Annotated in this window: 22 protein-coding genes; 15 read left to right on the forward strand and 7 right to left on the reverse strand. The window is 52.8% G+C overall.

Going from position 1 to position 21,961, the window contains the following annotated elements:
- The first annotated feature begins 58 nt into the window (after positions 1–58).
- A complete protein-coding gene (serB, locus tag HF984_RS01735; protein WP_168613961.1) occupies positions 59–991 on the forward strand; it encodes a phosphoserine phosphatase SerB in 933 nt (310 codons plus the stop codon).
- A gap of 316 nt (positions 992–1,307) precedes the next feature.
- On the opposite strand, the gene HF984_RS01740 is transcribed toward serB, so the two are convergent.
- Both HF984_RS01740 and HF984_RS01745 read right to left on the reverse strand, forming a co-directional pair.
- Positions 1,308–2,051: an SDR family oxidoreductase gene (locus tag HF984_RS01740; RefSeq protein ID WP_168613962.1), complete on the reverse strand. Its 744-nt coding sequence runs from the start codon at positions 2,049–2,051 to the stop codon at positions 1,308–1,310.
- A 50-nt stretch (positions 2,052–2,101) separates the two neighbouring features.
- Positions 2,102–2,812 (reverse strand): beta-ketoacyl-ACP reductase, encoded by a 711-nt coding sequence (locus HF984_RS01745; protein ID WP_168613963.1) that lies wholly within the window; start codon positions 2,810–2,812, stop codon positions 2,102–2,104.
- Positions 2,813–3,020: 208 nt separating this feature from the next.
- Between HF984_RS01745 and HF984_RS01750 the strand changes: the two genes are divergently transcribed.
- The 4 genes from HF984_RS01750 to HF984_RS01765 all read left to right on the forward strand — a co-directional run bounded on the left by HF984_RS01750 (position 3,021) and on the right by HF984_RS01765 (position 5,645).
- Positions 3,021–3,509, forward strand: a complete 489-nt coding sequence (locus HF984_RS01750) for a DUF3099 domain-containing protein (RefSeq protein ID WP_168613964.1) — start codon at positions 3,021–3,023, stop codon at positions 3,507–3,509.
- Positions 3,506–3,745 (forward strand): acetone carboxylase, encoded by a 240-nt coding sequence (locus HF984_RS01755; protein ID WP_168613965.1) that lies wholly within the window; start codon positions 3,506–3,508, stop codon positions 3,743–3,745. Before HF984_RS01750 ends, HF984_RS01755 begins: the two co-directional genes overlap by 4 nt.
- Positions 3,746–3,832: 87 nt before the next feature.
- Complete coding sequence (locus HF984_RS01760; protein WP_168613966.1) at positions 3,833–4,798, forward strand: SURF1 family cytochrome oxidase biogenesis protein; 966 nt, start codon at positions 3,833–3,835, stop codon at positions 4,796–4,798.
- A 121-nt stretch (positions 4,799–4,919) separates the two neighbouring features.
- Entirely contained in the window at positions 4,920–5,645 is a 726-nt protein-coding gene (locus HF984_RS01765; protein WP_168613967.1) for a metal-dependent hydrolase, read from the forward strand.
- A gap of 556 nt (positions 5,646–6,201) precedes the next feature.
- Here the strand turns inward: HF984_RS01765 and abc-f are convergent.
- Positions 6,202–7,800, reverse strand: a complete 1,599-nt coding sequence (gene abc-f, locus HF984_RS01770) for a ribosomal protection-like ABC-F family protein (protein ID WP_168613968.1) — start codon at positions 7,798–7,800, stop codon at positions 6,202–6,204.
- Between the two features lie 240 nt (positions 7,801–8,040).
- On the opposite strand from abc-f, the gene HF984_RS01775 reads away from it, so the two are divergent.
- The 6 genes from HF984_RS01775 (at position 8,041) to HF984_RS01800 (ending at position 14,906) form a co-directional block, all read left to right on the forward strand.
- Complete coding sequence (locus tag HF984_RS01775) at positions 8,041–8,637, forward strand: biotin transporter BioY (RefSeq protein ID WP_168613969.1); 597 nt, start codon at positions 8,041–8,043, stop codon at positions 8,635–8,637.
- Positions 8,638–8,707: 70 nt separating this feature from the next.
- The gene (locus tag HF984_RS01780; protein ID WP_343947485.1) at positions 8,708–9,439 is read left to right on the forward strand and encodes an energy-coupling factor ABC transporter ATP-binding protein; all 732 of its coding nucleotides are present in this window, start codon (positions 8,708–8,710) and stop codon (positions 9,437–9,439) included.
- The gene (locus tag HF984_RS01785) at positions 9,436–10,083 is read left to right on the forward strand and encodes an energy-coupling factor transporter transmembrane component T family protein (protein WP_168613971.1); all 648 of its coding nucleotides are present in this window, start codon (positions 9,436–9,438) and stop codon (positions 10,081–10,083) included. The genes HF984_RS01780 and HF984_RS01785 overlap by 4 nt, the downstream gene beginning before the upstream one ends.
- 95 nt (positions 10,084–10,178) lie before the next feature.
- Positions 10,179–11,090 (forward strand): KPN_02809 family neutral zinc metallopeptidase, encoded by a 912-nt coding sequence (gene ypfJ / locus HF984_RS01790; protein ID WP_168613972.1) that lies wholly within the window; start codon positions 10,179–10,181, stop codon positions 11,088–11,090.
- Positions 11,091–11,199: 109 nt separating this feature from the next.
- On the forward strand, positions 11,200–13,002 hold the full coding sequence (locus HF984_RS01795) for an ABC transporter ATP-binding protein (RefSeq protein WP_168613973.1): 1,803 nt from the start codon (positions 11,200–11,202) through the stop codon (positions 13,000–13,002).
- The gene (locus HF984_RS01800) at positions 12,999–14,906 is read left to right on the forward strand and encodes an ABC transporter ATP-binding protein (RefSeq protein ID WP_168613974.1); all 1,908 of its coding nucleotides are present in this window, start codon (positions 12,999–13,001) and stop codon (positions 14,904–14,906) included. Before HF984_RS01795 ends, HF984_RS01800 begins: the two co-directional genes overlap by 4 nt.
- Before the next feature lie 112 nt (positions 14,907–15,018).
- Here the strand turns inward: HF984_RS01800 and HF984_RS11800 are convergent, their stop codons facing one another.
- Positions 15,019–15,447, reverse strand: coding sequence for an SbtR family transcriptional regulator (locus tag HF984_RS11800; RefSeq protein ID WP_343947519.1), 429 nt, complete (start codon positions 15,445–15,447; stop codon positions 15,019–15,021).
- Here HF984_RS11800 and HF984_RS01810 point away from each other — a divergent pair.
- From HF984_RS01810 to HF984_RS01820, 3 genes are all read left to right on the forward strand, one after another.
- Positions 15,336–15,611, forward strand: coding sequence for a hypothetical protein (locus HF984_RS01810; protein WP_168613976.1), 276 nt, complete (start codon positions 15,336–15,338; stop codon positions 15,609–15,611). The two genes, HF984_RS11800 and HF984_RS01810, sit on opposite strands and share 112 nt — an antisense overlap.
- Before the next feature lie 149 nt (positions 15,612–15,760).
- Complete coding sequence (locus HF984_RS01815; protein ID WP_168613977.1) at positions 15,761–15,907, forward strand: hypothetical protein; 147 nt, start codon at positions 15,761–15,763, stop codon at positions 15,905–15,907.
- A gap of 59 nt (positions 15,908–15,966) precedes the next feature.
- Positions 15,967–18,114, forward strand: coding sequence for a metallopeptidase domain-containing protein (locus HF984_RS01820; RefSeq protein ID WP_168613978.1), 2,148 nt, complete (start codon positions 15,967–15,969; stop codon positions 18,112–18,114).
- A 74-nt stretch (positions 18,115–18,188) separates the two neighbouring features.
- Here HF984_RS01820 and HF984_RS01825 read toward each other — a convergent pair whose 3' ends face one another.
- Positions 18,189–19,415 (reverse strand): sodium/glutamate symporter, encoded by a 1,227-nt coding sequence (locus HF984_RS01825; protein WP_168613979.1) that lies wholly within the window; start codon positions 19,413–19,415, stop codon positions 18,189–18,191.
- 351 nt (positions 19,416–19,766) lie between these two features.
- Here HF984_RS01825 and HF984_RS01830 point away from each other — a divergent pair, with 351 nt between their 5' ends.
- Positions 19,767–20,669 carry a GDSL-type esterase/lipase family protein gene (locus HF984_RS01830; RefSeq protein ID WP_168613980.1) on the forward strand — a complete coding sequence of 301 codons (903 nt, stop codon included), beginning with the start codon at positions 19,767–19,769 and terminating at the stop codon, positions 20,667–20,669.
- Positions 20,670–20,855: 186 nt separating this feature from the next.
- Here HF984_RS01830 and HF984_RS01835 read toward each other — a convergent pair whose 3' ends face one another.
- Together HF984_RS01835 and sufC are read right to left on the reverse strand one after the other, a co-directional pair.
- The gene (locus HF984_RS01835; protein WP_168613981.1) at positions 20,856–21,197 is read right to left on the reverse strand and encodes a metal-sulfur cluster assembly factor; all 342 of its coding nucleotides are present in this window, start codon (positions 21,195–21,197) and stop codon (positions 20,856–20,858) included.
- A 6-nt stretch (positions 21,198–21,203) separates the two neighbouring features.
- Entirely contained in the window at positions 21,204–21,959 is a 756-nt protein-coding gene (gene sufC / locus HF984_RS01840) for a Fe-S cluster assembly ATPase SufC (RefSeq protein WP_168613982.1), read from the reverse strand.
- Between the last annotated feature and the right edge of the window lie 2 nt (positions 21,960–21,961).

The following is a 21,961-nucleotide window of genomic DNA, read 5'->3' on the forward strand; positions in this document are numbered from 1 at the left end:
ATTGTCATAGAGTGAACATTTGTGGGCGTGGTGAGGTAGCGCACCGTAAGATGGGGTCATGACGAGTGTAAAAATTGTTGCTGTAAGTATTGATAATGCTCTTTCGCGGGCTTCTGAGGAGGAGCTGTACGCTGGGTTGACCTCTATTGAGGGTCTTGAGATTGAGTCGGCGATTATGTTGGCTTCGGCTGAGTCTCATGCGCCGGGTGAGGTTGATGGTCCTGAGTATTTTGCCTATGTTGCCGAGGGTAAGTACAAGAAGGGTTCGATTGCTGATTTGCGTTCTGCTGTAGCGGTTCGTGAGGATGTTCTGCTTGCGGGTTATGAGGTGAACGTTGTTGATCCTAAGCTCAGTGAGGACGATAAGAAGCTTTTGGTGTTGGATGTTGATTCGACGCTGATTCAGCAAGAGGTTATTGATGAGTTGGCGGCGCGTGCGGGGCGCGGTGAGCAGGTTGCTTCGGTGACGGAGCAGGCGATGCTCGGTGAGATTGAGTTTGAGCATTCGTTGCGTACACGTGTTGGTGTTTTGGAGGGCTTGTCTGAGTCGACCCTTGATGAGGTCGCCGCTGGTATCACTCTTAATCCCGGCGCTACCCTCTTAGTGAAAACTTTCTTGGATGCTGGGCACGCAGTTGCCGCGGTGTCGGGAGGCTTTGTGCAGTTGCTTCGTCCTGTAGCGCAGAAGCTTGAATTATCTCATGCTCGCGCGAACGTCCTTGAAGTTATTGACGGTGTAGTTACCGGTGAATTGTTGGGCGATATTATCGACGGCGATGCTAAGTGTCACGCTTTGCATGAGTGGGCGAAGGAAGAAGGCGTGAAGAATGCCCATGTTATCGCTGTGGGTGATGGTGCTAATGACATCCTCATGGTCGAAGCAGCGGGACTGGGTATCGGTTATAACTCTAAGAGCGCTCTGGCTGAGGTAGCGGATGCTCGCATCGAAACCGCTCGCCTGGACGCGATCCGCCACTTTGTGGGGCTGTAACAAAATACTTGAGTAGCAAAAGAGCGGGGTAGGGCCATTGATAGGCTCTGCTCCGTTCTTAATGCCATAAAAGCGCACGAGTAGCTGCGCTTCTGCTAGCAGATGCTATCTGCGAAAAGTATCCCACCTGCACCGTTGAATTCTGGCCGGTAGAACTTGAAATCTGGCCGGTACAACTTGATGAGGATTTGTTGCTCTCCCCTGCCGGCGCCCAACAATACAAACTGGTTGACTAGGATCTCAGGATGCAAAAATCTCCGCCTCTAAATATTAGAGGCGGAGATTTTTATAGAGTCTCAAACTCGGTTGAGAACGTTTAGTCGATGAAGCCCTTAGCACCACCGATCAGCTCAATGTGGCCGGTTTCAACATCGGCAGTGACCATCTTGGCAACTTCGTGCGCGAACTCGTTGACGGTGTACAGCTTGCCTGCTGCCTCGCGTCGTTCGTCCAAAGCACCAGGGCGTAGACGGTTGAGCAGGGTTGCGGTAACGGTGCCTTCAATCATATCGGCTGAAACAACAACGAGTGAGATGCCCTTTTCTTTCAGTGCAGGAATCTCAGCCAGCAAAGCTTCTTCGCCAGCTTTCTTTGACTCTGCAACCGGCTTGTATTCGGGCATGGTTTCAACGTCGTGGATGAAGTGAGCCTGGTGGCTGGTGACGAAGACGATGCGTCCGCCCTCGCTCATGCGCTCAGCTGCAGCACGCGCAAAGTTCAGCTGCGCGTCGCGGTTCAAACGCATCGCATAATCTTCACCCATATTGGTCTCCATGCCGCCCGATGCGTTAAGAATCAGGTAGTCCAGCGAACCGTAAGTATCGATAGCGGTGCTGATGAGGTTCTGAACATCCTCGGGGTTGGTTACATCGCCCCCCACAGCAGTTGCCTTGCCACCTGCCTCTTCAATAGCAGCAACAACCTTGTTAGCGCGAGGCGCCTTTGAACGGTAGTTCACGATGATGTTCGCGCCTGATTCAGCCAGAATCTGTGCGGTATCAGCGCCTACACCGCGCGATGAACCGGTAATGATGATGGTTTTGCCTGAAAGCTCAGTCATTAGTCTCTATCTCTTCTTTCGTAAAAAATGTGGTGCTAGCGGGGCTCAGCTTAGTGGCCCATACCGAGGCCGCCGTCAACCGGAATAACAGCACCTGAAATGTAGGACGCTTCATCGGAGGCAATCCAGCGGACAACCTGCGCCACTTCTTCGGGCTGCGCAAAACGCTTAGCAGGGATCGAATTTACGTACTGCTTCTTGGTTTCCTGAGGCAGAACATCGGTCATCTCGGTTTGAATAAAACCGGGAGCGATCACGTTTGCGGTGATGTTACGTGAGCCCAACTCACGGGTAATGGAACGAGCCATACCAACCAGAGCAGCCTTAGAGGATGAGTAGTTAACCTGACCCATGCCGCCATACAAACCAACAACCGATGAAATCAGGATGACGCGTCCGCGCTTGAGCTTGAGCATACCCTTAGTAGCTCGTTTAACCACGCGGAAAGCGCCGGTCAAGTTGGTGTCGATAACGGAGGTGAAATCTTCTTCACTCATGCGCATGAGCAAGGTGTCTTTGGTGATACCCGCATTAGCAACCAAAACCTCTACAGGACCAAATTCAGCTTCAATCTCTTTGAACGCAGCATCGATGGACGCGGTATCGGTAACGTCAGCTTTAACCGAGAAGAACTCTGCCGGTGGCTCACCCGAACGGTAGGTAATGCAAACATTGTGACCAGCATTCTTGAATTCAGTTGCAATAGCGTAACCAATGCCGCGGTTGCCACCGGTGACCAAAACAGTCTTGGGAGAAGTCATTAAACAGGTTCCTGACGTTGTCGTGTCTCTTATTTCATTAGCAATCTTACGCTGTGGGCGCGTATGCTAGCGGGCTAAAATTTAGAATTTTTCCTGAAAATTTTCAAATAATCGCGTCAGACTTAGACCCGCCGGTCAGGCTAATTCTGACAACTCGTCTCACTGAACCTCATACGCTAATGTTGAAGGCGGTGAGGAGTGAGAAACCATGTCATCTCGTAAAGTGTGGACAGCCGAAGATTTAGCCGAAGCCGGCTACGGCCCCACTGACGCTCGCGACGTATATTCAATTACAGACGCCAGCGAAAAACACTCGAATTCAGTGGATAAACGCGCTCGCGAATACGCTTTTCGCATGTTCTTGCGCATCGTCTGCATTATTGCAGCAGTCTTTGTCGACGGTTGGCTACGGTGGGTCTTCGTAGCCCTAGCCGGCATCCTACCGTGGGTAGCTGTCGTTGTTGCTAACGGTAACGACAGGCAGCAGTCCAATGATTTCATGGCCTACCTCACCGAAGAGCAGCAACTAGCGCTCACCTCCAATGCTCACGAAAAGCAAGCTCAAGACAGCTCGGGCGAATCAGCTACTCAAGATACACACCCTGATGCTCACCGCAATAGCAACCCGGACGAGCCGGTCATCATCGACGGTGAAGTAGTCACAGACTCCCCCACAACACTCAAGGACGCCTCATGAATATCTTCGACGCGCTCAATACATCTCAACCCGATAAGACACCCGCCCCTATGTGCTCCCGTAAAGGGTGCACAGCCGATGCTACCTGGCAGGTACTGTGGAATAACCCCAAAATCCACACACCAGAACGTCGCAAAATCTGGCTCGCCTGCAACGAGCACCGCACCTACCTCGAAGACTTTCTGCGCTCACGAGACTTCCTCAAAGACACCCAGCCCTTCACCCAAGAAGCGTAGAATAACTCGAGAAGCATAGAATAAAAGCGCCGCGAGTGACGACCTCCCTCGCATCCGCCACCCAACTCATAGACCAAAGGTATCTTTGTGCATCGCTACCGCTTTCTTCTCACCGGAAAATGGATTGGCGCATTCTTATTGTGCGTAGTTTTCTCGATCATCTGCGTGCAACTAGCAGGGTGGCAGATGGGACGCAAAGAAGCTGTTGACCACCGCAACCAACTGATTGCGCAAAACTTTCACGCTGATCCCATTGATTACACAGAGCATCGGGGAATCTTCTCAAATTTCGACGGCGAGCTTCAGTGGCAGCCGGTAAAACTGTCAGGTGAATACCACCCTGATCAGCAGATCCTAGCTCGCAACCGCCCCTATAACGGTAACAACGGTTTCGAAGTGCTTGTTCCTTTTACAACCGATGAGGGCGATAATATTCTTATCTCCCGCGGTTGGGTTCCCGCTGGCTTTGGCGATGCGTCCTCCACCGCAACTGAAATCGGGGCGCCTCCCTCAGGACACACCACCGTTGTTGCGCGCTACCACAACGGCGAACAAGACACCGGCCGCGATGCACCGGCCGGGCAGATTGCATCCATCGACTTACCCGAATTATCAGAGATGACGGGGATCCCCGTGGGTGAGGCAGCCTATGGACTTCTAGTAAGCGAAGATCCCGAAGTACCCAATACTCCTATTGAAAAGGACGAACCGGAGCAAGATAACGGCCCTAACCTGTCGTATTCCATGCAGTGGTACTCCTTCGCTGTGCTGATTTACGTGGTGTACGGGTGGTCAGCCCGCCAGAAAGTTCGCAACGATGAATTGGACGCTCAGCTCGCCGCAGAACTTGATCAGTACTACCAGCAGTTTTACGACGAGAACGGCAACTACATTGGCGAGGAAGATGAGGAAATCATCATTCGCAAAATGCAGATGGTTGACGACATGCCCTCTCACCTGAAGTCAATCATGCGTCCGAAACCTCAAAAGAAGAAAAAGTTTAGAACCGATGAGGAAGAAGAAGATGCCCTCTTAGACTCCCTCGGTCAGTAGCACCTGAACCGCAGGTTATGTGCTGGGTACAACCGAAATAGCACAATTAGAACATATGTTCTAATTGTGCTATTTTTATGCCCTGACTACATTATTTACTTCTTAAGGGGCACAGCATCTTATGATGGGTTATTCGCACTCTGTTACTGCGGCCGGCGCGTGGCTAGCCCTAACCGAGCTGGGCATCACCCCTCACCAAGATACCGGGACGCTTGTGGTCACCACTCTTGCCTGCGCAGGGGCAGGAATGTTCCCCGACGCCGACCATCGCAAAGGCACCATTGCACATTCCATCCCGCCTTTCTCTAATATCATCACCGCTTTGATAGCCACCCTCAGCGGCGGGCACCGGAAAGGTACTCACTCCATCCTCGGAGTTTTAGCTTTTTGGGCTCTTGCCTACTTCTCTCAGACCTTGACACACAATGGGATCCCCTGGGTCTCCCTTGCGCTTACAGCTTTTGCCGGCGGACTTGCGCTACGCGTCTTCAAAGCACCAGGTGGCTGGCTAGGCGCCATTGGCCTGGGCTACCTCGCCTGGCAAACAGACAGCCTCTCACTAGTACCCTGGGCAATATTCTGCGGATGCGTCATGCACATTATCGGCGACATGATGACCACCCGCGGCGTTAACATCCTTTGGCCTATCACCATCAAGCCCCCGGTTGGAACTAAAATCTGGCGCAAAAGCGGCTACTTCTCACTGCCCGTACTTGGCGATGCAGGATCAGCGAGGGAAAACATTCTCACCTCCGCAGTCACCGTCTACATCCTGTGGTTTGCGCTCGCCTATTTTGCCGTGATCCACACATTCCCCAGCCAATGGCTATCAAACCTGTGGCATTAGGATTTATACCTACACATCAAAAAGCTCCGGGCGAGACTGGCTAGCAGTCTCACCCCGGAGCTTTTCACGTATATCAGCACGTTCCCCAACGTGCAAAGAATTAGTTGTCTTCAGCCTCGGGCCAGAAAACATCAACCTCAGCATCTTCTGAGGTGATTGCGGGGTACATTGAGTGCTCGCCTACTACCATTTGTCTTACATCCTTTCACGGGTGACTCAACGTCTTTGTGAATCTCCCTTGATGGGTTTGCCGTAACCACATCTTGCGTGGTGTACGTTTTTTTCTAACATCTTTCGCAAGTTCCTCAACGTGAGGATTTCTTGCTATGTAAAAATAGTAAATCCTTGAAAAACCACATTTCAAGGGTATTTTGAAACCCACACAAGCCCAAAATGTGGGTTTTGTTGATTTATCAACCCGATTCCCACATTTTAGTGACTGACATAACGTCATAATTTGAGACGCAATCTGCCTGTTTGTTGCTTCCCACATAAACCAAAAATGGCACGAAAAAGGCGATTACCGCATCCGCGATAACCGCCTTCTGCCTATACGCTAGGCCAAAGTAATAAGATCCTGATAGTCCTTGCTCCACAGATCCTCTACAGCATCAGGCAACAGAAGCACACGCTCAGGACTCAAAGCCTCAACAGCACCCTCATCGTGAGAAACCATCACAATAGCGCCCTTATAGCTCGCTAGCGCATTGAGAATTTCTTCTCGAGAGGCCGGGTCAAGGTTGTTAGTGGGCTCATCCAGCAACAGAACATTCGCCGAAGACGCCACCAAGGTAGCCAGCGATAAACGAGTTTTCTCGCCACCGGAGAGCACACCGGCAGGCTTATCAACATCATCCCCGGAGAACAAGAACGAACCCAAAATAGTGCGCACACGGGTATCGTCAAGATCAGGGGCAGCTGACTTCATGTTCTCAAAAACAGTGCGATCGTGATCAAGAATTTCGTGTTCCTGCGCGAAGTAACCAACCTTTGCACCGTGACCATAAGTAACCTCGCCGGTATCGGGCTGAGTAGTCTTAGCGAGCATCCGCAACAAAGTGGTCTTACCGGCACCGTTGAGACCCAGCACAACCACGCGCGAGCCACGGTCAATAGCAAGATCGACATCCGTGAAAATTTCGAGTGAGCCGTAGGACTTCGACAGCTCCTGGGCAGTCAACGGGGTCTTACCGCAGGGCGCTGGATCAGGAAAGCGAATAGCTGCAACCTTATCGACCTGACGCTCCTCTTCAAGACCACGCATCAGCTTTTCAGCGCGCTTAATCATCTGCTGAGCAGCAGCTGCTTTCGTAGCCTTTGCACGCATTTTCTCAGCCTGAGCCATAAGAGCATCAGCCTTTTTCTCGGCATTAGCGCGCTCGCGTTTGCGACGCGCAGCATCCTGCTCACGTTGGGTCAGGTAGTTCTTCCACCCCATGTTGTAAATATCAATAACCGCACGGTTAGCATCCAGGTAAAAAACCTTATTGACAACGAGTTCCATCAGCTCGACATCGTGGCTAATAACCAGTAGACCGCCCTGGAAGTTCTTGAGGAAGTCACGCAACCACATGACAGAATCAGCATCCAAGTGGTTGGTGGGCTCATCAAGCAGCATTATATCGGCATCTGAAAACAGGATGCGAGCGAGCTCTACGCGTCGACGCTGACCACCGGAAAGCGTTGACAGTGGCTGGTTGAGGATGCGCTCGGGAAGGTCCAAGTTATGCGTAATGGTTGCGGCCTCCGACTCCGCAGCGTACCCACCCCCGGCGATAAACTCAGCCTCAAGACGGTCATAGCGGCGCATACCTTTTTCGTGCTCTTTGATATCTTCGCTCGCCATCATTTCTTGCGCTTGGCGCATTTTGCGAGCAACACCGTCCAGGCCGCGGGCAGAAAAAATGCGGTCTTTGGCCAGCTGGGTCATGTCTTCAACTTTAGGATCCTGCGGAAGGTAGCCGATTTTTCCCGAACGGGTGACGTTACCGTCAGCGGGAAGGGTTTGGCCAGCAAGCACCTTAGTCATGGTGGTTTTACCCGCACCGTTTCGCCCCACTAGACCAATTTTATCGCCTTTATCAATACGAAAATTGACCTCGTCCATGAGCAGGCGGGCGCCTGCGCGTAGTTCAAGGTTGTTGACAGTAATCACTGATGATGTTCCTTATTCGTAGGGTGTGATGGTGGCGAGCGCGGGTTGTGCGAGGAGCGCCAACTTACTAGTTTAGCGGTCGGGCGGGTTCTTATGCAGGGTGTGCGGTGAGGTGTGAGGGTGAATCGCAAGACACTAAGGGTCGTTGGGTTGGTTTGGGGGTGGTGTGGTGAGAGGCATTGGGCGGGGGGTATTGGCGCTGATTTTGAACAGCGTTCAATTCTGTTTATAGTGTTGCTCATGACGACTCATTCTTCGATTTCTCGTGCTTCTTCTGGCAACATCGGTGTTGATATTGCGTTGGTGGCGGTTTTTGCCGCTTTGATTGCAGCCATGGCGTTGCTTCCTGCTATTCCGGTGGGGCCGCTGGGTGTTCCTATTACCTTGCAGAATTTAGCGGTTTATATTGTGGCGCTGGTTCTTGGTGCTAGGCGTGCGCCTTTAGCTGTTTTGTTATACCTTGTGGTGGGCCTGTTGGGTTTGCCGATTTTTGCTCGCGGTGGTGCCGGTGTTGGTGTTCTTGCTGGCCCGTCTGCCGGGTATTTGTTGGGTTACATTCCGGCTGCACTGTGCACTGGTTTAGTCGCTTACTCGGTTGTCCGTAAGCGTCGCGTCGGGTTTTCAGCTGTGGTGGGCATGTTCCTTGCGACCTGTGTAGGTCTGATCATTATTACTGGTTGCGGTATTGTCGGTATGATGCTCAACGCTCATCTTTCATTCGGTGCTGCCGTGGGTGCAGCTGCTATTTATCTGCCGGGTGACCTGATTAAGGGTGTTATCGCTTCGCTGGTGGCCGTTGCTGTGCACCGCGCTTTCCCGCGTCTGTCTCTAAGCTAGGGTCATGAAGTTTTTCTTGCGTGGTGCTAGTGACTCTCCCGTGTCCGGCTCTTTTGTTAAGGATGCGGGTGTGAGCTTGCGCGCGGTGAATCTGAGCTACCCCACCCCCGATGGGCAGGTGGATATCTTGCGTGATGTGACCGTTGACTTTTTCGCAAGGTCCACCGCTATTTTGGGGCTGAACGGCAGCGGTAAATCGTCGCTCCTTAAATTGGTCAACGGAATCAACACAATCCGATCTGGCTCGGTACAGGTTGGCGGTCTTGAGGTTCAAGAGCACACCGCCCGTGTTCGTTCTCATGTGGGGTTGCTCTTTTCTAACCCGCTGACGCAGCTGATTATGCCTACCGCTGTTGAGGATGTGGAGCTTTCTCTTCAGCGTACAGGGTTAAGCCGAGAGAGGCGCCGAGCTACAGCTCTTGAACTGTTGAGCACCCGCGGGGTGGGGCATCGTGCTGAGCACAGTATTTATGACCTTTCTGGTGGCGAGCAGCAACTGGTTGCCTTGACCTCTGTGCTTGCGGTAGAACCTGAAATTTTATTGCTCGATGAGCCGACCACCCTCTTGGATCTTCGCAATAAGCTTCGCCTGTATGCCCTGCTTGAGACACTGCCGCAACAGCTGATTATCAGTACTCACGATCTTGATTTGGCAGCGCGATGCGAGCGCGCGGTAGTCATTCATAACGGCCGAGTCTACGCTGAGGGTGCCTCGCGTAGTGTCATCGCGCAGTACGAGAACTGGTGCGCGAGAGAGTTTCCGACGCAGTCACCGCTTGCTTCTGACCAAGGCGTCGCATGACGGGCGTTGATCTCTTTGGCACGTACTCGCATCGCGATACTCTTATTCATCGCGCGCCGCTGTGGTATAAGGGTATTGCGCTGATCCTTATTAGCTTTGCCCTCGTTGCCTCTAAGAGCTGGGTAATAGGTGGTGTAGCGCTGAGTGCGATGATCCTAGTAGGTCTCATCGGCGGCATTACGCCCAAGCAGTGGTTGCAGACACTTTTTGGCCTCAAATGGCTGGTTATTATTTTGGCAGCCTATTATGTCTTGTTCGGCAGCATCGCCCAGGGAGCTGATGTACTGCTTACTCTGATGTCCATGGTGGCGTTTTCCAAAGTTCTGCTGACTACCACCCCGTTACCGCGCATCATTGATGGGTTTGTGAGACTTTGTGCCCCGCTGAAAATTTTCGGTGTCAAACCCGAACGCATCGCTATGGCAATCGCGGTGATGGTTCGTTCAATCCCCGTCATTATGAATGAGCACACCATGATTTCGCATGCGCTCATCTCGCGCGGGGTCAAAGTGGCACCGCATCGTACCTTTACCCCGCTCATTATCTCTACAGTGGCATACGCCCATGAAACCGGTGAAGCGCTCGCGGCCCGAGGCCTCATGGATACAGAAGTCTCACCGCCAGCATCTGAACACAAGAACTAAAGGACGCAAAGCCCCGGGCAAATTTTTGTGACATTTACCGTCATTACCACTGAGTTAACACCGCTTTCACAACCTGCACCAAGTATGCTGATTTCATGGCATTCACAGACGATTCAAGACTTGATACTTCAGGTATCCGACGTTCCGGCGGCGGCGGACGCGGCGTAGCAGTTGGCGGCGGCATTGGTGGCGTCCTCATCATGCTCGTTGCAGGGCTTCTCTTTGGCCAGGACGGCATTAACGCTGTCAATCAGATGAACGGTGGCGGTTACAGCTACGAACAGGTTGATGGTGTGGCAGAAGACCAGCTGGCTCAAGAATGTCAGACTGGTGCAGATGCGAACTCCAACTCTGATTGCAACATGGTGGGTACTAAGAACTCGCTGGATGCATTCTGGCAGGATTATCTGATTGAGAACACGGGGATTCAGTACTCAGCGCCGGCGCTTGATCTATTTCAAGGTAGTACTGTTTCAACCGGATGCGGCAATGCATCTGAATTAACCGGTCCTTTCTACTGCCCCGTTGATAAAACTGCTTATGTAAAGACCACGTTCTTTGACCTCATGCAGACTCAGCTCGGCGCCCAGGGTGGTCAGAGCGCGGAACAATATGTTCTTGCGCATGAGTACGGTCACCACATTCAGAACCAGCTGGGTAATCTGAAGTACTCACAGTACGATCCTCAGGGAGCGGATTCAGGTGCTGTGCGCGTTGAACTTCAGGCTGACTGCTATGCAGGTTTGTGGGCTCGTAATGCTCAGGAAGATTCTAACTCTCCAGTGCAAGTTAAGCCCATGACTGAGGATGAGCTCAACCGCGTCATTGACGCCGCTGACAAGATTGGTGATGACCACATCCAGATGACCTCACAGGGGCACACCGATTCATCAACCTATACTCACGGCACCAGCGCCCAGCGCGTGGCATGGTACATGGCGGGTTACAACTCGGGCGATATGCAAAAGTGCGACACCTTTGCTGCTTCTGATCTGAATAATCCGTAAACCACGTTTTCATAACGGCTCTTTGGGCGGAGTCGGTTGTGCATCACTCTTAGAGAAAATGATGCGCCGCCGGCTCCGTTTTTGCATGCAGAGGTAGATAATTGCATTTATGCAAAATTCTTCTTACCTGCATAAGAGGGAGTGGATGCTGGTAGCTCTTGCCCTAGTGTCCATTGTGGGGCAGGTCTTTTTAGACCTGAAGGTTCCCGACTATATGCAAAGAATCACGATGCGAGTAGCTACCCCCGGCACAGTAGCGTCAGACCTCACCGGCGATGGCGCGCTGATGCTCAGCGCTGCTCTGGGATCACTCGTGCTGGCAGTTATCACTGGCTTTTGCACCGCCATTGTGGGAACATCACTGGCAAAAAATCTACGCCAGAAAGTCTTTTCAAAAACTTTTGAGCTCTCCAGCGCCCAGGTGAATAATATCGGCACTGATTCTTTGATTACCCGCTCCACTAACGATGTCATGCAGATTCAGATGTTCGTGGTGATGGGTTTTCAGATGCTCATCAAATCACCGATCATGGCGATTTGGGCGTCCTCAAAAATCGCCACGCAATCAATGGCTTGGACTGTCCCCACAGCCATCGCTGTTGTCGCCACAATTATCACGCTTGCGGTTGTGATTGCACTGGTTATGCCGCGCATGGTGCGCATGCAAAAAATTACGGACGGGCTCAACCGCGTCACCCGCGAACACATCAGTGGTCTTCGCGTGATTCGCGCTTACACGTCGCAAAGTTTTCACCGCAATCGCTTTGAAGACGTCAACGCGGATCTGCGCAACACCACCTTGTTTGTCAACACCGGTTTCGCCTTCCTCATGCCCATGCTGACCGTCATCATGAACGCCCTGTCGCTGGCTATCTATGGAGTGGGCGCGCATCTGATTAACGACGCCGGCTCCCCGGGCGACAAAGTTACCCTCTTCGGTCAGATGGTTGCATTTAGCTCCTACGCCCTGCAGGTAGTTTCAGCCTTCATGATGCTCGCAGCAGTATTCATCTTCGCCCCGCGCGCTTGGGTCTCCTACACGCGCGTCCGCGAAGTTTTAGGTACCGAGCCCGATATTGCGGACGCTGACGCATCGCAGGTGCCCGCATCCTCGAGCGTCCTGCCAACAGGTTCAGCTACAGCGCCCTCTTCAGCTACCCAAACCCCTGCCATCGAGTTCGATAACGTCAGTTTCAGATACCCCGGTGCTGATAACGATGCGCTGCACGGTATCTCGTTCACCGTCCATCGCGGTGAAACACTTGCAATTATTGGCTCCACCGGTTCAGGTAAGTCATCCCTGATTAGTCTGATTCCGCGATTCTCGGATGTGCGTAAAGGCTCAGTGAAGATCAACGGCACAGACGTTCGGCACATGACTCAAAGCGAACTTCGCAACGGCATCGCTTATGTCCCGCAAAAATCTACGCTCTTCTCAGGCACGGTGGCCTCCACTATCGCCTTTTCACACGCTGAACACGACAACGCCCCACAGCTGGTTGTCAGCGCATCTAAGACAGCCGAAGCAGCAGAATTCATCGAACGCGCCGACAAAGCCTATGCTGCCCCGGTCGCATCCGGTGGCTCAAACTTCTCCGGTGGTCAGAAGCAACGACTGTCCATCGCACGAGCCGTCGCATACCAGGCGCCCCTTATGATTTTTGATGATTCTTTCTCGGCGCTCGACTACAAAACCGACTCGCTAGTGCGCTCGCATCTGCATGATGCTGGCGCCGACACAACACTCGTTATCGTGGCTCAACGAATCGGCACCGTCAAAAACGCTGACAAAATCTTGGTTCTCGATAAAGGCCGCGCAGTAGGATTTGGAACTCACCGCGAGTTGCTAGCCTCTAACCCCGTTTACCAAGAGATTGCCCGCTCACAGCTTTCAGAGGAGGAACTGGCATGAGCACCACACTCACTCACGATGCTACGATCGAATCTGCCCGTACAGGTCTTGCCCATAGTGAGCAGGCACGGCAAGAATCTCTTATTCACGCTGCCGCACAATCTGGCAAAGGACGCGGCCACCGCGGCGGGCCCCCTCACGGAGTCGCCGGCGGCGCCAAGATCGCCGTAGGACCGGTACTTCGCCGCCTACTTGCCTACGCGCGTCCCGTTCTTCCAATGATGATCACCGGCTTGATTTTTGCCATCGGTGGCGTGATCCTCACCGTCATCATGCCGGATTTCTTGGCAAAAATTACCGATGAAATCCAAGCCGGATTTATGACCGGCATTAACTTCGATAGGGTGCGGTCGCTAACTTTGACCGCAGGGATTCTGATCGCAATCTCATTCTTGTGCAGCGCTATCGAAGGTGTGCTCATGGCCCGCTCCACAGCGTGGGTGTCACGGTCTTTACGGAGCGACCTAGATAAAACCATCGACACCTTACCGCTGTCGTATTTTGATACCAACACCACAGGCAACACGCTCTCGCGCGTCACCAACGACGTTGATACCCTGCAGCAAACCCTCAGTAATTCCATTGCTTCGATGGCCACTGGCCTGGTAACTCTGGTTGGTGCGGCAGTCATGATGTTTGTAACCAGCTGGCAACTCGCTCTTGCCGCAATACTCTCATCTCTATTGGGCATCGTGGGTTCCGGCCTTATTATGGCGCGAAGCCAGAAGTACTTCGTTGCCCAGCAACAGAACCTCGGCGCGCTCAACGGTCATATCGAAGAGTCATTGAACGGGCACACCGTTATTCGCGCTTTCAACGCTCAGGGCACTGTGAATACTGAGTTCAGCGAGCGCAATGAGGCTCTCTACGCTAGCGCGTGGAAAGCTCAGTTTCTGTCGGGGCTGATGTTCCCTCTCATGAACTTTATTGGCAACCTAGGCTATGTTGTGGTGTGCGTGGTCGGTGCGATGCTGGTGGTCGGTGGCGATATCACCATCGGTGTTGTTGTTGCGTTCATTATGTATGTGCGCATCTTTACGAACCCGCTGGGTCAGATTGCTCAGGCATCAACGAGTTTCCAGTCAGCGGCAGCGGCGGGCACTCGCGTCTTCGAATTGATGGGTGAGACTCGTATGAAGGATGAGACAGATGTGGCCCCGCTGGCACAGCAGGTTGTGCGCGGTGAGGTTGAGTTCCGCAACGTTGCTTTTGGGTATGAGCCGGGCAAAGAGATTATTCACGATTTCTCGGCACATGTTCCTGCCGGTTCTAAGGTTGCCATCGTGGGTCCCACTGGCGCAGGTAAAACCACCCTCGTTAATTTGCTCATGCGTTTTTATGAGGTCAACAGCGGGTCAATTCTTATTGATGGTGTTGACATCGCTTCGATTCCGCGTGAGGATGTCGAGCGGCAGTTCGCCATGGTTCTACAGGATACCTGGCTGTTCGAGGGTACTGTGCGTGAGAATCTTGCCTACGCGCATCCTGATGTTTCTCAAGCAGAAATTGAGCGCGTGGTGGAACTCGTTGGTTTGGATGAGCTGATTTCACAGCTACCTAACGGTTATGGTTCCGTGCTTTCAGACTCATCGGCAATTTCGGCTGGCCAGAAACAGCTCTTAACTATTGCACGTGCGATGCTGGCAGATCGCCCGCTGTTGATTTTAGACGAGGCAACCTCGTCTGTGGACACCCGCACCGAGCTGTTGATTCAGCAAGCTCTAGGCGAGCTGGCGTCGGGGCGTACATCGTTTGTGATTGCGCATCGTCTTTCAACTATCAAGGACGCTGACATCATATTTGTTATGAAAGACGGCGATATTGTAGAAACTGGAACGCACACCGAACTACTGCGTGCAGGCGGTTTCTACGCTGATCTGTATAACAGCCAGTTTGAGAGCTAGGCTTCTTGGGCGGATATGCGAAAGAGGTACTCATTATCGCGAGGTCAATCAGATGTGTATTGACAACAGCGACCGATGAGTACCTCTTGTTTTTATTGAGGGTGCTCGCTCTCTAAGCCATCCATCCGCGTGCAAGTAGTTCATAAAGACGCTTGGGATCCTCTGAGTGCTGCGCCACCCAGGCTAAGCCGAGGGTTGCCAGGTAGAGATCGCGGCCGGTGACCCCGTCTTTGATGGCACCTTCTGCTTTCGCTTCTTGCAGTAGGTCATCGAGTTGAGCGATCACGTCGTAGCACTTCATGCCCAGCGGAGACTGGGCTTCTTCTACAGCACGACGCATGGGGTCAGTGAGTCCCTCATAAGTAGTGAACCAGTTAGCAAGAGATTCTAGCCAGGCAGTGAGCTTATAAAGGCTGGTTTCTTGGGCTGTTGCGTGAAGGCTGGTGCGCCGAGCCCGCGTTCTTCGAGGACGGCGGCACGAGCGCGGATGCGTGGCGTCAGCAGCCTGGCTCCCCCGCCTACTGCACCAGCCTGAGCGCAGAAGAACTTAAGCGCGCTTTGGCGCAGGCTGAATCGCAGTTTTTGGCTCAGCGTCGCGAGCTCATTCTGGAAATCATTGCAGACCGCGCAGCGCAAAATCCCGAGGCTATGACCGTTGAGTATGTAACCGCGATGAATCGTCTGGTGACGGCGGGTGCCTTCTAAACCTATTCACAAGGCCAAGGGGCACTAATTGTTTTCGCCGTACACGGTCAAGAATCAGTGCCCTTTGCCCTCGCTAGACCTCTTGAGATACCAAGCGTACTGTTTATAATGGTGCGCATGACTCAAAATCTTCCCCAAAATCCCCTGTTTTGAGTTCCAAGATTTCCCGCCGAACCATTGTGGCGGGCACAGCTTGGAGCCTCCCTGTTATCTACACGACCTCCCCCGTGCCGGCATACGCCGCATCGATTGAGGAAGAACCTCAACAGCTTGAAGGCAACGCCAACGTCGTGTAGTTGTCGTCCGATTTGCTGATGACACCACCGGCGATGGGGCAACAGGTCTCAACCAGCCGATGCTCAACGACAAGAACACCTATTGGGAATCGCTCAAACAAGAATTTGCACCCACCGGCTTCCCTTATGTGTCAACCAACTCCATGCCGCTGAGCACCTACATCGACACTGTTTCTAACGGCCAGTGGCCAATTGTGACCTCTTACGTACAGGATCCGGACGAAACCGCAACAACCATCGAGTACATCACCCTGCCGTATTCTCTTGCCGATTACCCCGATAGCTCAGATTTCACGCTCGTACGTGACACCATGCTTGCCATGCGCGAGCGCAACCCCGACACCACTCACTGGGACCTCAACAACGATGGCCTGATTGATAATCTCTCAATTCTTGTCCAGTTGCCCGGAGGCAAAAACGGGTACAACTCCGGTTCTTTCTTGGTCCCTCACCGTGCCACTGGCACCACCGGGGTGACTATCAATGGTTTGGACGTTGACCACCACCTGATTCTGCCGGCGACGCAGATGAGCTCTGGCGGTTTCACCATTGGTTCTTCCAATGACACTATTAAGCACGGGTACCTGCATACGATAGGTATCTGGGACCTTTACCGCGGTGGCGAGGTCGGCAATACGCAAGGCGGCGTACCGGTCGGCATTTGGTCCATTATGGGACAGGCTAACCGCGCATGGCCTCTTGCGCAGGAGCGTGAGGATCTTGGCTGGGTCACCATTCCCACCGTGGATATCGCATCCGCGCAATCTCAGCAGATCACCCTGCACAAGCCGTACAGCGCAGACGGTGACCAGGCAATTCGCATTGCTTCACCGTTTAACGACAGCGAATCTTTTGTCATTGAGTACCGTCAGCAGACCCCAAAATATCAGGGGAATATTGATGCTCACCTCCCTGATTCTGGTGCAATCATTTACCGCGTGAACGACGCCGTCAACAATACCCATGACGGCAAATCTAACGTTTCACTAGACGGTCAGGTTCACGATTACATCTACGTTTTCCGTCAGGATTCTGAGACCGCCACCAGCGGGCTAGTGCCGTCAACCGCTGTACTCAGCCCCGACCGCGTCACCGATTACGGCTCAGCCAACTTGGCGAATACTACCAACGCTATTGTGGGTGCGCAGGGACGCAATACCGGCATCGTGGTGAAAGTTGTCTCAGAGACAGCTGATTCTATTACTCTTGAGATTTCTCAGGCCGACACTGCTTCTGTGAGCATCTGGACGCCGGTCGGTGCCGGGTCGCAAAGTGCAGTGAACGCGTCGGGATCATTGGCGGCCTCCTCTTCTTCCATCGCTCGTAGCTCAGCAACCGGTGGTAGCGGACGATTTACCACGAATGTTGAGACATCAACCGGTGATGCGTGGACTGGCGCGGCGTCGCCATTCTCAGGAGACTTTGGTGACGTACAGCTGGCTTATCTAGGCGACACCCTTTACGCTACCGCGCCCAATTATGGCACCGGCTCACTTGAGATCAAAAAGTTCGAAGGCGGTACGTGGAGCAACGTTTCTACTCTGTCAGGACTCGGCAACACACCCGTGTACTTCGGGTCCTCAAACGGCACACTCTATGTAGCAGGTGCCACCGGTAATGGATCACAAGCTAAGGTCTATTCCTCAACCGGCGGTAACTTCACTCAGGTAGGCGGGACAGTCAGCGGTCAATACCTCAGCAATTTTGCGCTCGCCAACGTCAACGGTACCGTGCAGCTGGCGGTCAGCGATATCTTCGGCGGCAACCACAAGGTCTACACTTTGCAAGGTAGTAGCTGGAATGCGTCCACCATCGATAGCGGGGCAATGAAGACCATGTCCCTCATTAGCGTAGGCTCTAGTTCCTACGAATTACTCCTGGACGCATCAGGCACCCTGCAACTGCGCCAGCTCTCCTCCACCGACCAAGTGCAGTCAACCGCAGACCTCACCGGCGTACCGGCCAAGCCGTCGCTGGCGTCCTTGGCTATCTCAGCAGACAAAGCGTTCATCGTCACCGAAAGCAACGGCACCCTTGCCGTCTACTCCGCATCGTTGAGCGACCTCAACACGTGGACGCAACTGGGTGAGAACGTCACCACCTCAGGAACTAACCCTGAGATTGAGGTAGTTGGATCCACGGTCTATGTCCTGTACAAAGACACTGCAGCGCAGACTATCAACGTCTACCAGCACGATGTAGCCTAAACGGCAAGACTGCTCACAGACACAAGCGCCCGAGTACTGTACCCGGGCGCTTGTGTATTAACCGAATGTAGCGACTATGCAAAGGAAAGGAAAGCCAAAATATTGAAGAGGTTTGTAAAGTCAATAAACATGCCACCAACAATCGGCAGAATAAAGAAGGCCAGACGCGACGGCTTGTACTTAGACACCACCGAATCCATATTCGCCATACCGTTGGGGGTTGCGCCCATACCAAAGCCGCAGTGCCCCGCGGTCAGGATAGCCGCATCGTAATCGGCACCCATAAAACGGAAGGTCACAAAGTTAGCCCACAGCCACATGAGAACTACCTGAGCTGCCAGCAGAACAATCAGCGGGCCAGCAACATCAGCAAGCTGCCACAGCTGAATGTTCATCAGCGCCATCGCCAAGAAAATATTCAGACCAACGTTACCCACCACGTCAATTTCTTCGGGAGGAACCAGCTCTTCAGCGCCCTTTGATGAACGGCGATCACTAATGTAACGAACGATAATCGCCACCACAATCGAGCCCATATAGCTTGGGAAGGCAGCCTGATCGGTGAACTGTCCAATCAGTGCGTTAACGCCGTCGGTGAGGAAGCTACCGAGGAACATCGCGAACAGAATCAGAATAAAAGCACGCAGGATGCGATCGCTATTGAGATCCCGCTTGCGAACAGCAATCAGTGACTCATCGACGCTAACCTTAGAGCCTGACGATGCTTTATTCATGAGATCGTGTTTAACGATGAGGCGGTTAGCCACCGGGCCGCCCATCAGCGAACCGGCAATCAGACCAAAAGTCGCCGCCGTGTACGCAACAGTTTCAGCCCCCTTCACGCCGGACTGCTCAACCAGCGGAGCGATACCGCCCGAGACGCCGTGGCCACCGGTCATCGGAGTAGAGCCAGTCATCAAAGCGAGCGCCGGATCAAGGTGCACCACGGGAGCCAAACCAAACGCCACAATGTTCTGCACAATACACAGCAAAGTCGCCAGAATCAGGAACAAGCCAACCTTAGAACCAGCAGCTTTCAGAACTTTCAAGGACGCACCGTAGCCAACGGTGGTAAAGAACATCACCATGAAGAAACTCTGCAACGTCACATCAAACTTGATGTTCAGCAGACCGGTCTGGTTAAGAACAAGATTAATCAGGGCAAAAAGAAACCCACCAATAACCGGGGATGGAATAGCAAAGCGCTGAAAGAAATGGACGCGGTTCTTCAACCACATACCAATAACCAACAGAACAACCGACCATCCAGCGGTTTGAACCATTGAAAGTTCGAACGTCATAGGTGTCTCCAGGCGATGTGTGAGATTCAAAGAAAAGGGCAACTTCACGGGCGGAATGACGTCTGCCGCGAAGAGATACCCGAATCTAAAATGTAGTGACCATTAAACGACCGGTCAACTTATCAGTTATGACGGTGTAACCCAACGGCATTCAGTTTGACTTTGAAGAAAATTTGGGGTTGGGCGTGGTACGCTTCGGTCCCGTGCTGTCCACCCAAAACTTACTCCCATAGTGCGAACGTACTGACGCTAGTGTCAGTACAAACGCACTTGGGGAGTAACTTTTCACTGAAGTGAACATTTCCGCACTATGTGAAATCGACTTTCTGACTTCCGGTGTATTCTGAAGCCATGGCAGACCCCATCACGCTCTTTTCTTTCGGCACGCTACTAGATGCGAAAGTTCAACACCAAGTCTTTGGTGGCCAGCTCAAAGCCAGCCCTGCCACTTTATCTGGCGTCCGGATCATTGATATTCCTATCAATGATCCGGACGTGATTGCGGTCAGTGGCATCTCAGTTCATCGCGGTCTCAAACGTTCTATCGAGAGCACTGTTACCGGTGGCATTCTAGCCTTATCATCTGAACAACTCGCTCAGGCTGATGCCTACGAAGTGAGCGATTACGTTCGGCGCCGCGTCCAACTAACTTCCGGCGATTTGGCGTGGGCATACCTTGACTCACATCCGATCAAAGCCGCCGAGCGGATCGGTGTTATCGGAGACAGCATTGCCTATGGGCGCTCCGACATTACCGGTGGCTGGGCGCAGCATCTTAAAGTTGCGCATTGCGGTAGCGATGAGAAGCGGCATCGTTTGTGGAATTTCGCTATTCCCGGTGAGAAACTAACCAACTTAGAAAGCTATATCTTGCCAGAGCTTGTTACCCGATCGGTCGACACAGTTCTCATTGGCGCTGGAATTAATGATGTGATTGCAGGCATTTCAGCTAATGCCATTCTGACTGCTCTTGAAAGTCTTTGCGAGAAGCTCGAGGACGCTGGTTGCCGCCCAGTGACCTTTACTCCTCTATGGTTAGATGCCGAGAAAACAGTGCGTATATTTGGCGCTGACGTTGATTTAGTAAATGTTTGCAACTACCGTGTAGCTTTGCTTGACTGGGGTAAACGCACACATCGCGATGTCGTTGACCTCTACCCTGCGCTGGAGAACCGTTCAGAAATACTCACAGACGGAATCTACCCGGATGCGCGTGGGCACGAGATAATTTTCCGATCCCTCTATCGAAGCTAGAATACGCGTCCCAAAACCTGCTATGTAAAAACTTACTTCCATAGTGCGAACGTACTGACGCTAGTGTCAGTACAAACGCACTTGGGGAGTAACTTTTCACCTTAAACGCTACGAGAGGTCAGTTATCGTTCAAAAATCCTTAAGATCCTGAACGATAACTGACCCCTCGCGGGCACTAGTTACAAACTAGATGTTGAAGCCTAGCGCGCGCATCTGGTCGCGACCGTCTTCAGTAATGCGCTCCGGACCCCACGGCGGCATCCAAACCCAGTTCACGTGCCACTCATCAATCATCATTTCCAGGTTCTGTGCAACCTGTTCCTCGATGACGTCCTGCAGCGGGCAAGCAGCGGTGGTGAGGGTCATGTCCAGAATCAGAGCGTTATCATCATTCCAGCGCATGCCGTAGAGGAGACCGAGATCAACAATGTTGACGCCCAACTCGGGGTCAATCACGTTCATCAGTGCTTCTTCAATTTCTTCCTGCGACGGGCGTCCGCCGGCAGGAGCTTCAGTTGCTTCAGTCATGAATCTTTACTTTCCGACGTATGAAACGTAGCCTTCTTCTTCAAGGCGATCAGCCAGCTCGGGACCGCCCTGATCAACCATCTTGCCGTCAACGAAAACGTGCACGAATTCAGGCTTGATGTACTTGAGGATGCGGGTGTAGTGAGTAATCAGCAGAACGCCCATGTCGTTCTTCTCGTGTGCACGGTTAACGCCAGCCGATACAATCTTAAGCGCGTCAACGTCCAGGCCTGAGTCGGTCTCATCGAGGATGCCGAACTTGGGCTTGAGCAGCTCGAGCTGCAGAATCTCGTGGCGCTTCTTCTCGCCGCCTGAGAAGCCTTCGTTCACGTTACGTGAGATGAAGTCGGGGTCAATCTGCAGGTCGCTCATTGCGGCCTTGACGTCCTTGGTCCAGGTGCGCAGTGCGGGTGCTTCGCCGTCGACAGCGGTCTTAGCTGAACGCAGGAAGTTTGACATGGTCACGCCGGGGATTTCCACGGGGTACTGCATTGCCAAGAACAGGCCTGCGCGAGCACGCTCGTCCACTGACATTTCGGTGACGTCTTCACCGTCGAGCAGGATTTCACCTGAGTCAACAACGTACTTGGGGTGGCCAGCAATGGTGGATGCCAGGGTTGACTTACCTGAACCGTTGGGGCCCATGATGGCGTGGATTTCACCTGAGTTGATGGTCAGGTTAACACCCTTGAGGATCTGCTTGGTGTTTTCATCATCGAGGATCACTGAGACGTGAAGATCCTTGATTTCAAGAGTTGACATGA

The organism is Rothia terrae (assembly GCF_012396615.1).
Taxonomy (GTDB): Bacteria; Actinomycetota; Actinomycetes; order Actinomycetales; family Micrococcaceae; genus Rothia; species Rothia terrae.

Excerpts from the sequence above, each read along its gene's own strand:
- serB (WP_168613961.1), top strand. The coding sequence starts at position 59 with ATGACGAGTGTAAAAATTGTTGCTGTAAGTATTGATAATGCTCTTTCG.
- HF984_RS01740 (WP_168613962.1), bottom strand. The coding sequence starts at position 2,051 with ATGACTGAGCTTTCAGGCAAAACCATCATCATTACCGGTTCATCGCGC.
- HF984_RS01745 (WP_168613963.1), bottom strand. The coding sequence starts at position 2,812 with ATGACTTCTCCCAAGACTGTTTTGGTCACCGGTGGCAACCGCGGCATT.
- HF984_RS01750 (WP_168613964.1), top strand. The coding sequence starts at position 3,021 with ATGTCATCTCGTAAAGTGTGGACAGCCGAAGATTTAGCCGAAGCCGGC.
- HF984_RS01755 (WP_168613965.1), top strand. The coding sequence starts at position 3,506 with ATGAATATCTTCGACGCGCTCAATACATCTCAACCCGATAAGACACCC.
- HF984_RS01765 (WP_168613967.1), top strand. The coding sequence starts at position 4,920 with ATGATGGGTTATTCGCACTCTGTTACTGCGGCCGGCGCGTGGCTAGCC.
- HF984_RS01775 (WP_168613969.1), top strand. The coding sequence starts at position 8,041 with ATGACGACTCATTCTTCGATTTCTCGTGCTTCTTCTGGCAACATCGGT.
- HF984_RS01785 (WP_168613971.1), top strand. The coding sequence starts at position 9,436 with ATGACGGGCGTTGATCTCTTTGGCACGTACTCGCATCGCGATACTCTT.
- ypfJ (WP_168613972.1), top strand. The coding sequence starts at position 10,179 with ATGGCATTCACAGACGATTCAAGACTTGATACTTCAGGTATCCGACGT.
- HF984_RS01795 (WP_168613973.1), top strand. The coding sequence starts at position 11,200 with ATGCAAAATTCTTCTTACCTGCATAAGAGGGAGTGGATGCTGGTAGCT.
- HF984_RS01800 (WP_168613974.1), top strand. The coding sequence starts at position 12,999 with ATGAGCACCACACTCACTCACGATGCTACGATCGAATCTGCCCGTACA.
- HF984_RS01820 (WP_168613978.1), top strand. The coding sequence starts at position 15,967 with ATGCTCAACGACAAGAACACCTATTGGGAATCGCTCAAACAAGAATTT.
- HF984_RS01825 (WP_168613979.1), bottom strand. The coding sequence starts at position 19,415 with ATGACGTTCGAACTTTCAATGGTTCAAACCGCTGGATGGTCGGTTGTT.
- HF984_RS01830 (WP_168613980.1), top strand. The coding sequence starts at position 19,767 with ATGGCAGACCCCATCACGCTCTTTTCTTTCGGCACGCTACTAGATGCG.
- HF984_RS01835 (WP_168613981.1), bottom strand. The coding sequence starts at position 21,197 with ATGACTGAAGCAACTGAAGCTCCTGCCGGCGGACGCCCGTCGCAGGAA.
- sufC (WP_168613982.1), bottom strand. The coding sequence starts at position 21,959 with ATGTCAACTCTTGAAATCAAGGATCTTCACGTCTCAGTGATCCTCGAT.